15 protein-coding genes are annotated in these 15,121 nt (G+C 64.4%); 9 read left to right on the top strand and 6 right to left on the bottom strand.

Annotated features, from left to right (window positions below; all coding sequences use genetic code 11):
- Positions 1-11 precede the first annotated feature (11 nt).
- Both QO014_RS10215 and QO014_RS10210 read left to right on the top strand, forming a co-directional pair.
- Positions 12-1,013, top strand: coding sequence for a heparan-alpha-glucosaminide N-acetyltransferase (locus QO014_RS10215; protein WP_266348568.1), 1,002 nt, complete (start codon positions 12-14; stop codon positions 1,011-1,013).
- A gap of 12 nt (positions 1,014-1,025) precedes the next feature.
- On the top strand, positions 1,026-2,144 hold the full coding sequence (locus tag QO014_RS10210) for a mannitol dehydrogenase family protein (protein WP_266348567.1): 1,119 nt from the start codon (positions 1,026-1,028) through the stop codon (positions 2,142-2,144).
- Between the two features lie 4 nt (positions 2,145-2,148).
- Here the strand turns inward: QO014_RS10210 and QO014_RS10205 are convergent, their stop codons facing one another.
- Both QO014_RS10205 and QO014_RS10200 read right to left on the bottom strand, forming a co-directional pair.
- Positions 2,149-2,580 carry an RbsD/FucU family protein gene (locus QO014_RS10205; RefSeq protein ID WP_266348566.1) on the bottom strand — a complete coding sequence of 144 codons (432 nt, stop codon included), beginning with the start codon at positions 2,578-2,580 and terminating at the stop codon, positions 2,149-2,151.
- Between the two features lie 98 nt (positions 2,581-2,678).
- A complete protein-coding gene (locus tag QO014_RS10200; protein WP_266348565.1) occupies positions 2,679-3,650 on the bottom strand; it encodes an NAD-dependent epimerase/dehydratase family protein in 972 nt (323 codons plus the stop codon).
- A gap of 144 nt (positions 3,651-3,794) precedes the next feature.
- Here QO014_RS10200 and QO014_RS10195 point away from each other — a divergent pair, with 144 nt between their 5' ends.
- The 6 genes from QO014_RS10195 (at position 3,795) to QO014_RS10170 (ending at position 9,090) form a co-directional block, all read left to right on the top strand.
- Positions 3,795-4,268 (top strand): RrF2 family transcriptional regulator, encoded by a 474-nt coding sequence (locus QO014_RS10195; RefSeq protein WP_266348564.1) that lies wholly within the window; start codon positions 3,795-3,797, stop codon positions 4,266-4,268.
- Between the two features lie 102 nt (positions 4,269-4,370).
- Complete coding sequence (locus QO014_RS10190; protein ID WP_266348563.1) at positions 4,371-5,411, top strand: sulfate ABC transporter substrate-binding protein; 1,041 nt, start codon at positions 4,371-4,373, stop codon at positions 5,409-5,411.
- Positions 5,412-5,453: 42 nt separating this feature from the next.
- Positions 5,454-6,302 carry a sulfate ABC transporter permease subunit CysT gene (gene cysT, locus QO014_RS10185; protein WP_266348562.1) on the top strand — a complete coding sequence of 283 codons (849 nt, stop codon included), beginning with the start codon at positions 5,454-5,456 and terminating at the stop codon, positions 6,300-6,302.
- Positions 6,289-7,188, top strand: coding sequence for a sulfate ABC transporter permease subunit CysW (gene cysW / locus QO014_RS10180; RefSeq protein ID WP_266348561.1), 900 nt, complete (start codon positions 6,289-6,291; stop codon positions 7,186-7,188). The genes cysT and cysW overlap by 14 nt, the downstream gene beginning before the upstream one ends.
- A 64-nt stretch (positions 7,189-7,252) precedes the next feature.
- Positions 7,253-8,290 carry a sulfate/molybdate ABC transporter ATP-binding protein gene (locus QO014_RS10175; RefSeq protein WP_266348632.1) on the top strand — a complete coding sequence of 346 codons (1,038 nt, stop codon included), beginning with the start codon at positions 7,253-7,255 and terminating at the stop codon, positions 8,288-8,290.
- A 113-nt stretch (positions 8,291-8,403) separates the two neighbouring features.
- Positions 8,404-9,090, top strand: coding sequence for a D-lyxose/D-mannose family sugar isomerase (locus QO014_RS10170; protein ID WP_266348560.1), 687 nt, complete (start codon positions 8,404-8,406; stop codon positions 9,088-9,090).
- Positions 9,091-9,137: 47 nt separating this feature from the next.
- On the opposite strand, the gene QO014_RS10165 is transcribed toward QO014_RS10170, so the two are convergent.
- From QO014_RS10165 to QO014_RS10150, 4 genes are all read right to left on the bottom strand, one after another.
- The gene (locus tag QO014_RS10165; protein WP_266348559.1) at positions 9,138-9,917 is read right to left on the bottom strand and encodes a siderophore-interacting protein; all 780 of its coding nucleotides are present in this window, start codon (positions 9,915-9,917) and stop codon (positions 9,138-9,140) included.
- 112 nt (positions 9,918-10,029) lie between these two features.
- Entirely contained in the window at positions 10,030-11,745 is a 1,716-nt protein-coding gene (locus QO014_RS10160) for an MFS transporter (RefSeq protein WP_266348558.1), read from the bottom strand.
- 168 nt (positions 11,746-11,913) lie between these two features.
- Positions 11,914-12,222: a heme-degrading protein HmuQ gene (gene hmuQ, locus QO014_RS10155; RefSeq protein ID WP_266348557.1), complete on the bottom strand. Its 309-nt coding sequence runs from the start codon at positions 12,220-12,222 to the stop codon at positions 11,914-11,916.
- Positions 12,223-12,378: 156 nt separating this feature from the next.
- Positions 12,379-14,640, bottom strand: a complete 2,262-nt coding sequence (locus QO014_RS10150) for a TonB-dependent hemoglobin/transferrin/lactoferrin family receptor (protein ID WP_266348556.1) — start codon at positions 14,638-14,640, stop codon at positions 12,379-12,381.
- Between the two features lie 294 nt (positions 14,641-14,934).
- On the opposite strand from QO014_RS10150, the gene hemP reads away from it, so the two are divergent.
- Positions 14,935-15,117: a hemin uptake protein HemP gene (gene hemP / locus QO014_RS10145; protein ID WP_266348631.1), complete on the top strand. Its 183-nt coding sequence runs from the start codon at positions 14,935-14,937 to the stop codon at positions 15,115-15,117.
- Positions 15,118-15,121: the final 4 nt, after the last annotated feature.

Raw genomic sequence — 15,121 nt, 5'->3', positions numbered from 1 at the left:
GGGGCATGCACATGATTGAGGCATCGGCGCCGCGACGGATTGCCCTGATCGACGTCATTCGCGGCGGTGCGCTTATCGCCATGATGATCTTTCATGGCGCCTGGGACGTCTCCTATTTCCGCATCATTCGCTTCGATCCCGGCGCTTCGATCGGCTGGATCATCTTTGCGCGCGCGATCGCCGGCACGTTCCTGGCGCTGGTCGGGGTCAGCCTCGTTCTTTCGACGCGGAACGGGTTCAAGCTCCACGCCTATCTTCGCCGCCTCGCCATGGTGGCCGGCGCCGCCGCTCTGGTTTCGATCGCCACCTATTTCGTCCTGCCGCAGGGCTGGGTCTTCTTCGGCATCCTGCACCAGATCCTGATCGCCAGCGTTCTGGCGCTGCCGTTCCTGCGCCTGCCGCCCCTGGTCACATTGGTCTCGGCTGCGTTCATCTTCGTCGTGCCCTTCGCCTTCCGGCATCCAATCTTCGCGTTTCCCGCTCTCTGGTGGGTCGGACTGGCGCCGGAATCGCCGCCATCCTTCGATTATGTCCCGGTCTTCCCATGGTTCGGGGTGGTGCTGGCAGGGCTCGCGCTGGGCCGCTTCGGTGTCGATCAGGGCTGGGATCGGCGCCTCGCACGCTGGACGCCGCGGTTCGCGATCGGACGGCTGCTGGATTTCGGCGGGCGGCACAGCCTCGCCGTCTATCTGATCCACCAGCCGGTGCTCTATGCCTTCTTCTTCGCGGTCGCGCACCTCTTCATGCCGAACGCGGCGGAGGATGCGGCGCGCGCCGATTGCGCCGATCGCTGCGTCGTGCTTGGAAACAGCGCGGAGGGGTGCCAGTCCTACTGCGCCTGCGTCTTCGATGGGCTGAAGGCGAGCAAGCTGCTGGCACCACTGCTCGACGGTTCGATGACGCCGGAACAGACCGACCGACTGCGTGAGACCGCCGGGCTCTGCACGGCCAAGACATTGCCAGCCGTCCCGCCCGCCAGGACCAATGGCGACGAGCCGGCCGAGACGAATTGAGGGAGGATGAGGGTGAGCGACAAGACCGTGACGCCGATCGTGCAATTCGGCACCAGCCGCTTCCTGCAGGCGCATGCCGATCTGTTCCTGTCGCAGGCGCGCGACGCCGGGCAGGATGTCGGACCGGTAACGATCGTGCAGACCACGGGCTCCGGCGCGCGGTCAGGCCGGCTCGGCGCCTTCAACGGCACGCCGATCCCGATCGTCGTGCGCGGCCTCGAGAACGGGCGGCCGATCGAACGGACAGACCACCTCACCATCATCGTGCGGGGGCTATCGGCGGCCAGCCAGTGGGACGAGGTCGAGCGGATCGTCGTCGAGGAAGCTGAGACGCTGATCTCCAACACGTCGGATGCCGGATTTGCACTCGTGCCGGGCGAAAAGCTCGGCGACGGCGTGCCGCAATCCTTCCCGTTGAAGCTCCTGAAGCTGCTCGTCGCACGCTGGCGCGCCGGGCGGCCGCCGCTCACTCTCTTTCCCTGCGAGTTGATCCCGAGGAACGGCGATGTGCTGCGCGGCATCCTCTCCGGACAGGCGACGGCCAACGGACTGCCGCCGGAGTTCCACGATTTCCTCGCCGCCTGCATCTTCGCAAGCTCGCTCGTCGACCGCATCGTTTCCGAGCCGATCGAGCCGGCCGGTGCCGTGGCGGAACCCTATGCGCTCTGGGCAATCGAAAAGCAGCCCGGTCTCGTTCCGCCCTGCGAGCATCCCTCGGTGCGCATGGTGGACGATCTGGCGGTGGTGGAGCGGTTGAAGCTCTTCATCCTCAACCTCGGCCATACGGTGCTCGCCGAGCACTGGAAGGCGACCGGCCGGCCCGAGGGCGAACTGGTGCGCGAGATCATGGCGGACCGCGCGATGCGGTCCATTCTCGACACCCTCTATGACGACGAGGTCCTGCCCATCTTCCGCGCCGGCGGCGTGGACGAGGCACCCGCCTACCGGCTTTCAGTCATCGAGCGATTCGAGAATCCCTTCCTGGCGCATCGCCTGGCGGAGATCTTCGGCAACCATGTCGAGAAGAAGAAGCGCCGGATCGGCGGGCTGCTCGCCTGGAAGGCGATCGTGGCACCGGACCTGCCGACGCCACGGCTCGACGCACTGCTCGCCTCTCCGATCGGCGCCTGAGCGATCAGGGATCGATCACGCCCATCTTCAGGATGATGTTGCCATAAAGCCGGCGCTCGCCGGTCGCGACGATCGCGAAGGACTGCTTCGCCCGCTCATAGAAGGCGAAGCGCTCCAGCTTGACCACCTTGTAGCCCGGATCGCGGCGGTCGACGACATCCTGAAACAGCGTGCAGACCGGCGGCACCGCTTCGGGGTCGCCCACGACTTCCATGCGGATCGCGGTCTCGTCGGCCGCGAAACGGTCGAGCGGCATCAGGCTCAGGATCGCGTCGGCCACCGTCACGGCATCGTGGCCATCCATGCGGATCAGCCGCTTCGCCATGGCGAGCGCGGGAAAATTGGCATCGACGATGGCGATCTCGTCGCCATGGCCCATGGCCCGGAGCGTGTAGAGAAGATCGGGCCCGATGATCGGATCGATGCCACGCAGCATGAGCGTCCCCCTGGCGGCGCGAGGGCCGCTTTCTCGTTGAATCGGCCCAAGCCGGGCCAGCCAAATGATGGGCCGGCCACACCGGCCGCGTCAACGCCCTATGGGCGCGCGTTGTACCCGCGGAACCACGCGACGAAGCGGGCTATCCCCTCGTCGATCCGAACCTGCGGATTGTAGCCGAAGGCGGCATCGGCGGCTTCGATATCCGCGAAGGTCTCGATGACATCGGCCTTTCGCATCGGGGCGAAGACGATCTCGGCCTTGCGGCCGGCCGCAGCCTCGATCGACGCGATGAAATCCATCAGCGCCACCGGCTTGTTGTTGCCGAGATTGAAGATCTTGGCCTCGGCCGGCTGGGGCTGGCGGTCGATCGCCCCCAGCGTGCCGGCGACGATGTCGTCGATATAGGTGAAATCGCGCCGCATCTCGCCATTGTTGAAGACGGTGATCGGCCGGCCTTCGAGAATGGCGCCGGTGAAGAGCCAGGGCGCCATGTCGGGCCGGCCCCACGGTCCATAGACGGTGAAGAAGCGCAGGCCCGTCGAGGCGACGCCATGCACATGGGCATAGCTGTGCGCGATCAGTTCGCCCGCCCGCTTGGTCGCCGCATAGAGCGAGGCAGGCCGGTCGACCCGGTCGGTCTCGCGGAAGGGAATGTCCTCGTTCAGGCCATAGACCGAGGAAGACGAGGCGTAGACGATGTGCCTCAGCTTCGCGAGATGGCGCACCGCCTCGAAGATGACCGTCTGCCCCGTGACATTCGCATCGACATAGGCGAGCGGATTCTCGATCGAATAGGCAACGCCGGCCTGGGCGGCGAGATGGACGACGACCTCGATATCGGCGTGCACCGATATCAGCCGCTCGATCGCCGCCATGTCCGAAACGCTCGCCTCGACAAATTCGAAATGGCGATGCGCGGCGAGCCGGTCGAGCCGCGCGCGCTTCAGCGCGGGATCGTAGTAGCTGTTGAGATTGTCGAGACCAATGACGGTGTCGCCACGCGCGAGCAGCGCGAGGGCGACTTCTGATCCGATAAAGCCGGCCGCGCCGGTGACGAGCGTCTTCATGCCAGCCTCTTAGCCGATTTCCCGGCGGGTCACAAAGGCTTGCAGGCCGGTTGCAGCTCGAAAAGCTTCAATTCCCACGGCGCCGCGTATCCGCTATGAGGAAAGGGCATTCCTCGGATGCGGGCAGGGCTCGCCGGACGTCGCATGATCTCGCAGAAGGCCAAATACGCGTTCAAGGCGCTCATCCATCTGGCGCGCCAGCCCAAGGGCGAAACGATCCAGATCGACGACATCGCCCGGCAGGCGGGCGTCCCCCGCAAGTTCCTCGAACATATCCTGCTCGATCTGAAGCATCGCGGCATCATTGCCAGCCGGCGCGGGCGCACGGGCGGCTACATCCTGATCAAGCCGGCCGAGGAGGTCACGATCGGCCAGGTGCTCCGCGCCATAGACGGGCCGATCGCGCCGCTCTCCTGCATCTCACGCACGGCCTACCAACCCTGCAGCGATTGCCCGGACGAGGCCAATTGCGCCGTCCGAAGGATGTTCGCTGGCGCCTATGCCGCGCAATTGCTGCTCTTCGATGCCACGACGCTCGCCGATGCCCTGCGCGAGGAGGCCGAGACGCTGGAGTTTGAAGCGGATGGCGCGACATTTTCCGCAAACAGCCCCATCTAGGAACGATTTTCTAGAATGGCTGTGCGGCGGCGCGTGTCCGTGGTTTGAATTTGTCGACTACCTATGTCGAGATAACAGCATCATCGATCTAGGGAGCACACGATGGCCCGAACCAATCCGTCCATGGCGCGGCATATCCGGCGCCTTCTCGCCGCGCTGGCGCTGGGCCTCGCAACGGCCATTCCACCGGCATTCGCCGATGTCACCCTGCTGAATGTCAGCTACGATCCGACGCGCGAACTCTACAAGGCCTATAACGAGGCCTTCGCCGCGCACTGGAAGGCGGAGACGGGCGAGGCCGTCACGATCCAGCAGTCGCATGGCGGCTCCGGCAAGCAGGCGCGCTCCGTCATCGATGGGATCGAGGCCGATGTCGTGACGCTGGCCCTGCAGGCCGATATCGATGCGATCGTCAAGGAATCGGGCAAGATCGCGCCGGACTGGCGCTCGAAGCTGCCGCACAATGCCTCGCCCTATACCTCGACGATCGTGTTCCTCGTCCGCAAGGGCAATCCGAAGGGGATCAAGGACTGGGGCGACCTGGTCAAGGACGGCGTCGAGGTGATCACGCCGAACCCGAAGACCTCGGGCGGCGCGCGCTGGAACTATCTGGCCGCCTGGGCCTATGCCAACAAGGCCTTCGGCAATGACGAGGCCAAGATCAAGGAATTCGTCGGCAATCTCTACAAGCACGTCCCGGTGCTCGACACCGGCGCCCGCGGCTCGACGACCACCTTCGCCCAGCGCGGCATCGGCGACGTTCTGCTCGCCTGGGAAAACGAAGCCTTCCTGGCGCAGGAGGAACTCGGCGCCGACAAGTTTGATATCGTCGTGCCGCCGCTCTCGATCCTGGCCGAGCCGCCCGTCGCCGTCGTCGACGCCAATGTCGACGCCAAGGGTACCCGCAAGCAGGCCGAGGCCTATCTGAAGTATCTCTATTCCAAGGAAGGCCAGCAGATCGCGGCCAAGAACTTCTATCGCCCGACCGAGCCCGAGCTCGTCGACGCGGCCGATCTCGCCCGATTCCCGAAGATCGAGCTCGTGACGATCGACGATCCGCAGTTCGGCGGCTGGGCCAAGGTGCAGCCGGAGCATTTCGGTGATGGCGGCATCTTCGACCAGATCTACAAGCCGACCAACTGAGGCGCACTTCCGCATCGGAAGGCATAACTGACGGATCAGCGATTGGCCGCCCTACACATCGCCAGCATCAAGAGGCCGAGCGTCATCCCGGGATTCGGGTTGGCGCTCGGCGTCACTTTGAGCTATCTGGGCCTGATCGTCCTGATCCCGCTGGCGGGCCTGTTCTGGCGCTCGGCGCAGGGCGGCCCAGCCGAGTTCATCCGCATCGCAACCGATGCACGAACGCTCGCGGCGCTGCGCCTCTCCTTCGGCACGGCCTTCATCGCCGCAGCGATCAACGCCGTCTTCGGCATGATCCTGGCCTGGATCCTCGTGCGCTATGATTTCCCCGGCCGGCGCATCATTGACGCGATCGTCGACCTCCCCTTTGCGCTTCCCACAGCCGTCGCAGGCATCGCCTTGACCGCGCTCTATGCGCCGAACGGCTGGATCGGCTCGCTCTTCGAACCGTTCGGGATTCGCATCGCCTATTCCGCGACCGGAATCGTGATCGCGCTCGTCTTCATCGGGCTGCCCTTCGTCGTTCGCAGCGTCCAGCCGGTGCTGGAGGATTTCGACCGCGAGGTCGAGGAGGTCTCGGCGACGCTCGGCGCAACACGCGCGCAGACGGTTCGGCGCGTCGTCATGCCGACCCTGATGCCGGCGCTGCTGACCGGATTCGCGCTCGCCTTCGCGCGCGCCGTCGGCGAATATGGCTCGGTGATCTTCATCGCGGGCAACAGCCCGTACAGGACCGAGATCGCCCCGCTCCTGATCGTCATCAAGCTCGAGGAATTCTCCTATTCGGGCGCGACGACCATTGCCGTGCTGATGCTGATTGCTTCGTTCCTGATCCTGCTTGCCATCAACCTCGTCCAAAGCTGGAGCCGTCGACGCTATGGCGATGTCTGATGCAGCCTTCACCCGCGAGCGCCTGCCCGGCGCCGCGGCGGTTCATTTCCGGCCGGTCACGATCGAGCGACGGCGAGTCCGCGTCGGCCTCATCGTCGTGTCGCTGGTCTTCCTGGCGGTCTTCCTGCTGCTTCCGGTCGTCGCCGTCTTCGTCGAGGCGCTACGCGGCGGACCAAAGGCCTTCATGGATGCGATCTTCGAGCCGGATGCGGCCGCCGCCATCCGCCTGACGCTGCTGGTCGCCGCGATCGCCGTGCCCTGCAATCTCGTCTTCGGCCTCGCCGCCTCCTGGGCTATCGCCAAGTTTGACTTCAGGGGCAAGAGCCTGCTCAACACGCTGATCGACCTGCCCTTTTCTGTCTCGCCGGTCATTTCGGGCCTGATCTACATCCTGATGTTCGGTTCGCACAGCCTGCTCGGGCCGATCCTGAAGAGCTACGGCATCCAGGTGATCTTCGCCGTGCCGGGCATCGTGCTCGCCACGATCTTCGTCACCTTCCCCTTCGTCGCGCGGGAACTCATCCCGCTGATGGAAGAACAGGGACAGGGCGACGAGGAGGCGGCGCTATCGCTCGGTGCATCCGGCTGGCAGGTCTTCTTCCGCGTGACGCTGCCAAACGTGAAATGGGCGCTGCTCTATGGCGTCCTGCTCTGCAACGCCCGCGCCATGGGCGAATTCGGCGCGGTTTCCGTGGTTTCCGGCCATATACGCGGCCTGACCAACACCATGCCGCTGCATGTCGAGATCCTCTACAACGAGTATAATTTCGCAGCAGCTTTCGCGGTCGCATCGCTTCTTGCGCTGCTTGCCCTCTTTACACTCATCGTCAAGTCGGTCTTGGAATGGCGTTATGCCGACGAGATCGCCGCGACCCGCCGCCACTGAGGTGAACATGATGAACGCGATCACCCCGGTCGTCACTGAGGACTCCATCGCGCTCGGCCTGCCGATCGACGTATCGATCGAGAATGTCGTGAAGGCATTCGACGACACGCCCGCTCTGCATGGCGTGTCGCTCGATGTGAAGGCCGGCGAGCTCGTCGCCCTGCTGGGCCCTTCCGGCTCGGGCAAGACGACCCTGCTGCGCATCCTGGCCGGCCTCGACGCGCCGACATCGGGACGCGTGCTCTTCGACGGCTCGGACGCGCTCGGCCTGCCGGTGCAGGATCGCAATATCGGCTTCGTGTTCCAGCACTATGCGCTGTTTCGCCATATGACGGTGTTCGACAACATCGCCTTCGGCCTGACGGTTCGCCCGCGCGCATCGCGCCCGCCAAAGGCGGAGATCCGCAAGCGCGTGCTGCACCTGCTCGACCTCGTCCAGCTCGGCGGCCTGGAGAAGCGCTATCCGGCACAGCTTTCCGGCGGCCAGCGCCAGCGCGTGGCGCTCGCCCGCGCGCTCGCCATCGAGCCGCGTGTCCTGCTGCTCGACGAGCCGTTCGGCGCGCTCGATGCGCAGGTGCGCAAGGATCTCCGCCGCTGGCTGCGCGAGATCCACGACCGCACCGGCCATACGACCTTCTTCGTCACGCATGACCAGGAAGAGGCGCTGGAACTCGCCGACCGCGTGGTCGTGATGTCGAAGGGGCGCATCGAGCAGGTCGGCACCGCGGACGAGATCTATGACCAGCCGGCGAGCCCGTTCGTCTTCTCCTTCATCGGCGAATCCTCTCTGCTGCCGGTCACGCTCGTCGACGGGCAGATCCAGCTCGATGGCCGGCCCGTCGGCCTGGCCGCCCCGCAGGGCCAGTCCGGCACGGCCACGCTCGGCTTCCGGCCGCACGACATTGCGATCGTGCAGGATGGCGGCCCCGCGATCTCGGGCCAGATCATCGCGGAGCGGCGGCATGGTGCGCGCCGCCGGCTAGAGCTCCACGTCGGCGCGGAGGCCCATCGCGCCGAGATCGACGTGCCGGCAGACCAGGGGCGTCAGATCGGCAGCCAGGTTGCCTTCCGGCCCAATCACTGGCGCATCTTCCCCGCCTGAGCCGCGAATCCGGCTGGACGAAAAGCGATTTCGTCTTTTCGACGCGGCGACGAGCGCTTAGTCTCCCGCGGCCGGCGGAAGAGGGCCGGCCATGTGCCGAGGAGACATTGCAAATGAAGCGTTCGCGCATCAACGAGATCATGAAGGAAGCGGACGATTTCATCCGTTCCTTCGGCTTTATCCTGCCGCCCTTCGCCTATTGGACGCCGGAGGAATTCAAGAGCCGTGCCGCGAACGCCAAGGGCATCATCGATGCCCGGCTCGGCTGGGACATCACGGATTACGGCAAGGAGAAGTTCGACGAACTCGGCCTCTTCCTCTTCACGGTCCGGAACGGAAACCAGGCCGATCTGTCGACCGGCCGGGGCATGCTCTATGCCGAGAAGATCATGATCTCGCGCAAGGACCAGCTTTCGCCGATGCACCGCCATGTCGTGAAGGCGGAAGACATCATCAATCGCGGCGGTGGCACGCTGACGCTCGAGCTCTTCATGAGCGATGCGGACGGCAATCCCGACCCGAAGGCCGAAGTCGAGGTTCCGACCGACGGCATCATCCGGAGGATGCCGGCCGGCGGCATCCTGAAGCTCGATCCCGGCGAGAGCGTCACGCTGCTCCCCGGCGTCTGGCACGCCTTCTGGGGCGAGGGCAAGGACGTGCTGATCGGCGAAGTCTCGACCGTCAATGACGACCTGACCGACAACGTCTTCCGCGAGCCGATCGGCCGCTTCTCCAATATCGAGGAAGACGTCGCGCCCTGGCACCTGCTGGTATCGGATTACGACACCTGGCTGAAATAGGCTGAGGGGCGGGCCTATGCGGGGCCCGCCTCCCCTCCTGCGCCGGTTCAGTCGTCGATCCGCTCGTGCGCGTCGGCCTCGCCGCGCTTCCAATAGCCGGAAGCCTTCATCCAGACTTTTGGATGGCCACGCTCTTCCACGACATAGGCGCGCAGGGCTCGCGCGACCGATGATTCCGCGGCGATCCAGACAAAGCCGTCGCCGGCCGGGAGAGCCTTGCGATCGAGCGCCGCCTTCAGTGCTGCGGCATCATCCGCGCCCGCTTCGCTGCGCAGGCTCCAGAGGGAATCCCAATCCGCCCTGGCGTCGAAGGACTGGATCTCCCCGGCATCGGCAATGACCGCCGCCGTGAGCACCGGCTTGCCGGCCGGAAGCTGCTCGACCCAGCGCCCGATGGCAGGCAGTGCCGTCTCGTCGCCGATCAGCCAGTACCAGTCGAAATCATCCGGCACGACCATGGAGCCGCGCGGGCCGCCGATTTCGAGCGTCTGGCCCACGGTTGCGCCAGCCGCCCATTGCGTCGCCGGGCCCGCCTCGTGCAGCGCAAAGTCGATCGTCAGCGTTCCCTTCGCGACATCGAAGGCGCGCGGCGTGAAATCGCGCATCACCGGCTTGCCACCCTCCACAGCCGGATCGACGTCCGGGAAGAACAGCTTGATGTGGTCATCGGGCGCAGCGCTCACGAAATCGGCGAAATCGTCCGACGCGAAATGGATGCGCAGCATGCGGGGCGTCAGCCGATCGACGGCCATCACCGTCAGAAGGCGGCGGCGCGTCTCATGGCGCATACGGCGAATGGCATGGGGTTCCGTCGTGGTCTCGGTCATCACAATCCTCGTCGCGCGCCGCGATCGACGCGCATCGGTACGATCTATCTTCGTTATAACGTAAGATATATCTTTTATCGTGTGACCTGACAAGATGCCCGGATGCCGCCGCCTATTCGGCGGCGGGCACCGCTTCCTTGGACGGCTCCGCCTCGGCGTGAACGAATTTTCCGCCCGCGCCCCACGAGGCCGCAGCCGCGAGCAGGTTCAGGGTCATCGAGAAGGTGAAGGCGAAGACGAGGCCGTGCATGAAAGGGCCGGCCATCAGATGCGGGAAGAACGTCTTGCCCGTGATCTCGGCCGCATTGGCGGCCGGCAGGCTCGCCAGCACGTCGGGCGAGAGCAGTTCGCCCATCGGATTATAGCCGAGGAAGGCAGCGAAGAGGCTCGCCACGGCCGGTGCCGACGCCGCATGATGGGCAATCGCCTCGGGCACGGATTGCTGTACCAGCGCCGCCTCCATCGCGGCCGGCAATTGCTCCGTCAGGCCGACGATCATCAGGCTGAAGAAGATGCCGATCGACAGCACCTGTCCGGCATTGAGCGTGGTCGCGCGCATGCCGGCGGCCTGGCCGCGCTCGGCGGCCGGGACGGAATTCATGATCGCGGTCGAATTCGGCGCCACGAACAGGCCGGAACCGAGCCCGTTGACGAAGAGGAGGAGCGCGAACAACGGATAGCTGAAATCCGGCGGCAGCGTCATCAGCGCGGCGAAGCTCGCGGCGCCGAGCAGCATGCCGCCGACCGCGAAGGGGCGCGCGCCGTGATGATCGGAAAGATAGCCGGAGACCGGCGTCGCGACGAGGAAGCCGAGCGTCAGCGGCAACATGAAGATGCCGGCCCAGAGCGGCGTCTCCTCGAAGGAATAGCCGTGCAGCGGCAGCCAGATGCCCTGCAGCCAGATGATCAGCATGAACTGCAGCCCGCCGCGGCCGATCGAGGCGCCGAGGCTCGCGAGATTGCCGAGCGAGAAGGGCCGGATGCGGAAGAGCTTCAGATCGAACATCGGGAAGGCGACGCGTTGCTCGACGAAGAGGAAGACCAGGATCAGGGCCAATCCGACGATCAGCAGGCCGAGAACCTCCGGACTGGTCCAGGCCATGGCATGGGCGCCATAGGGCTGGATGCCCTCCGTTATGCCGATCAGGATCAGGATCAGGCCGATGCCGAAAGTGAAATTGCCGATCCAGTCGACCGGACGATGCTTCGGCGCCGTGCGATCCTTCAGCTTCCAATAGGCCCAGGCCGTGCCGATCACGCCGAAGGGCACATTGATCCAGAAGACCAGCTGCCAGTTGATGTCGGCAAGCAATCCCCCGATCAGAAGCCCGATGAACGAACCGCCGATCGCCGCCACGGTATTGATGCCCAGCGCCAGGCCGCGCTGATCCTTCGGGAATGCATCGGTCAGGATCGCGGTCGAATTCGCCATCAGCATGGCACCACCGACGCCCTGCACGACGCGCACCGCGATCAGGTACCAGGCCGCGAACGGCCCTGACCCGGGGATCAGGCTCAAGGCGACGGCGCAGACCGTGAAGATCAGGAAGCCCAGATTATAGATCCGCGCCCGGCCGAGGCTGTCGCCGAGCCGTCCGAACGTCACGACCAGCACCGATGTCGCAACCATGTAGCCCATGATCGACCAGAGCAGGATGTTGACGTTGGAGGGCTCGAGCGGCTTGAGCCCGATGCCGCGAAAAATCGCCGGCAGGCTGATCAACAGGATCGAGCCGTTGATCGACGCGGCGAGCATGCCCAGCGTCGTATTGGAGAGCGCGACCCACTTGTAATGTGGATCGCGCGGCGCGTGGTGCTTGTGGACCATGAGGACATTCCCGAGGGCCGTCCGCACGTGGGCGTCGCCTCCGAAAGGCAAGACGCAGGCACCTGACGGCCACAAATTGCTATATGAACCTTACTATCTGCAAGGTGATTCAATAGCAATTAGGGCAGGTGCGCTGACCTGTTCACAAGATCGGGAACGCTTTCGGCGCTAGATGCCTTCGACGGCCTCGAAGCCCTCGAACTGCGGATGACCCAGGAACATCGGCTTGCGATCGCCCGCATTGCGGTGGGCCTTGCGGAACTGTTCCGATTTCGTCCAGGCGACGAAGTCGTCATGGGTCTTCCAGACGGTGTGCGAGGAATAGAGCGTGTGATCCTCGGCTTCCGGACCCTTCAGGAGGTGGAAATCGACGAAGCCTTCCAGTTCATCGAGATGGCGGTCGCGCGAGCGCCAGACCTCCTCGAAATCGGCCTCCGAGCCCTTGATGACCTTGAAGCGGTTCATGGCGATATACATGGTGAAATCCCGTCGTGGTGTGAGCATCGATCGTGGTGAAAGCGGTATCGGCCGCAATAGCGGAATAAGTGAGGAGGGACGACCGGAAACCGGCCTCCCCCCTCGCGTCGAGCAGGTGTCACCACACCGCCCACCCGACGTTTCTCATTGAGCGGATCAGAACTGATAGGTCAGGTTGACCCGGTAGTTGCGACCCGGCTCGGAATAGAAGTCGAGATTGGAGCTCGTATTGGTGACCGTGGTGGGCACGTCGAGCGCGTTGAAGTAAGTCGCGTCGAAGATGTTGAAGACACCACCCTGCAGGCGCAGCCCCTTGAACTGCTTGGGCGTCCACCAGACCGTCCAGTCCGCGACCGCATAGGCCGGCGCGTTGAACGAGCTCGACGTCTGTGCATTCACGGCAGCGGCCGTAACGAGGACATCCGAACCCCATTCCTCGGTCGAATAGCCCACGCCCACAATGCCCTTCAGCGGCGGAACGGAATCGAGCCAGCTATTGTCGGTCTGGTTCTGGCCGACCATCCAGGCAAGCGAACCCCATGTCTTCCAGTGCGGGGCGAACTCCCAATTGCCGCGCGCCTCGATACCGTAGATCCGGACGCTGTCGATGTTCTCATAGCGCGTGACGCCGAGCGGATATTGCGAAAGCGGGTATCCGGCAGCGGCGGCCTCGGCGGCCGTCAGCGACTTCGCGTCGATGAAGTTCTTGTAGTAATTGTTGAAGATCGACAGGCCGCCACCGAGCGCCTGATCGCCATACTTCAGGCCCGCCTCATAGCCCGAACCCTCCTGCGCCTGGAGATCAGGATTGCCGAGTGAGACATAGGCGCCGGGACCGCCATAGGTCAGGTAGAGCTGGCCCGGTGTCGGCGCCGTGAAGGCCTGCGCCCATTGCGCGTAGAAGCTCAGGTCCTCGGTCGCCTTCCATGTACCGAGCAGGCTCGGCGACAGCTTCGAGCCGCTCGAATCCGCCGGCAACCCCTTATAGGCCGGATTGCTCGAATCGTAGCCGTCCGTCTCCTGCGGCTTCTGCTCATACCAGTCGAAACGAAGCCCCGGCGTCAGTGTCACCTGGTCGGTGAGCGCGATGTCGTCCCGGGCATAGATGGCAAGCGTGGTGCCCTTGGCTTCGGGACTGTCGGCCTGATCGCTATGCAGCATCGAGCAGGGCGAGGTCTTGGCATTGGCCGGGCAATTGTCGATGCCGAACGAATATTGCGTGGTGTCGGTCAGGAAGAGTTCGCCGCCAACGGTGAAGTTGTTGCTGTAGCCGGCGATCTGGACGTCCTTCTGCACGAATCCCTTGCCGCCGAACTCATCGATCTGGTTCGAGTTTTCGCGGACATAGGGGCCGATGACGCTGGTGTAGCGATAGCCGTTGACGTCGGCTTCGGTCTGCACGCTCTGCCAGTAGAGGATCGCCTGGGCCTTATCGACCCACATGCCCTTTTCGGGCGCCGCGTAGTCATAGGTCAGCGAGACGCGCTGCCGCTCGGCGACCTCGCCCGTATAATAGTTGCCGGGGCGATAATTGCCGGTCTTCGACTGGCTGGTCATCGCATCCGTGGTCGAATCATACTTGAACGTTTCACCGGTCAGCGTCAGTTCGTGGCCGCCGTCGAAGCTCTGCGACAGTTTGCCGAGCAGGCTGTACTGGTCGTAGTCCATCGGATTGGCTTCGGTGCGCGTCGAGCCGTAGCCGCCGACCGTGCCCTGCGTCTCCGTCTCGTGACCGTTCGAATAGGAGCCCTGGATCAGGAGCGCCGTATCGCTGACCCGGCCCGCGATCGCGTTCGAGGTGGTGATGCTCTGATTGGCGCTGTTATAGGTGTTCTTGGTCAGGAAGCCGAAATTCCTGCCTTCGGTCAGCAGGTCATCGGCGCTCAGCGTCGTCAGCGCCACGAGGCCGCCCATCGCGCCCGAGCCGGCGATGCTGGAATCGGCGCCACGGACCACGTCGATCGCACTCAGGCCGCTGAAATCGAAGGTCGAGAGGCCGCCGCCGTCACCCGTGCGCGCACTGCCGACGCCGAGATAGGGAATGCGGATGCCGTCAATGGTGGTCACGACGTTGTTCTCGTCGAGACCGCGGACATTGATGCTCTTGTTCTGGTCGTTGTAGTTCACGCCGGGTTCGGCGCGCTTGCCGAAATCGTCCCAGCTCTGGATCATCTTCTCGGTGATCTCCGACGAGGTCGTCGTCGTGACCATCGCCGTGCCTTCCTTGGCCGTGACGGCGGGGGAACTGCTGCCGGCAGTCCCGCTGGTCGCCGTCACCTCGACGGCCTGCAATTCGGTCGCGCCAGCGGTCGTCGTCGTCCCTTTCTCCGTGCTCGCAGTCTTCGTGGCCGTAGCCTGCTGCGCCGAAGCCGACATTGCCGACATGCCGAGAAAGAGCGCGGCAGTGGTTCCAGCCATCAACCAAGTCTTGTGTCGAACGACACGCATCGAGACCCCCGTAGGCGTTTGAAGGAAGCGCCTGGCTGGCTGCTCGAGCGGCCGAATCCGGGCCGACGATCTCGCGTGCTTGGCAGGACGCAACCGAAGCAGCGGCTCGGCTTTTCGGCCGAACGCATCGACGGAAGCGATGTTTCACTTGCGGTGATAGGAAAAGATGAGTACGCCAGTCAACTAAATTGTTGCGAATGGTTCGCAACTTTAGAACAACTCAAGAAAGCGACCGTCCCGGCGGTCGTGAAGGCCTCCGCAGCCATGCACACACCCTCCCCCGCCGACGAAAAGACGGAGCCGATCGATCCGGCTGCCGCATCCGAACTGAAGGTTGTTTCCAGTGCCGATCTCTTCGGCGGCGCCCGTGAAATCGTCATTCGCCATGCCGGCGAGAACTACAGGCTGCGGGTCACCCGGGCCGGCAAGCTCATCCTGAACAAGTAGACGG

Origin of the sequence: Kaistia dalseonensis, from assembly GCF_030814715.1 — a bacterium.
In the GTDB taxonomy this organism is placed as follows: domain Bacteria; phylum Pseudomonadota; class Alphaproteobacteria; order Rhizobiales; family Kaistiaceae; genus Kaistia; species Kaistia dalseonensis.
The sequence above is the reverse complement of the archived record's forward strand: the minus strand, read 5'-3'. Positions and strand labels throughout refer to the sequence as shown.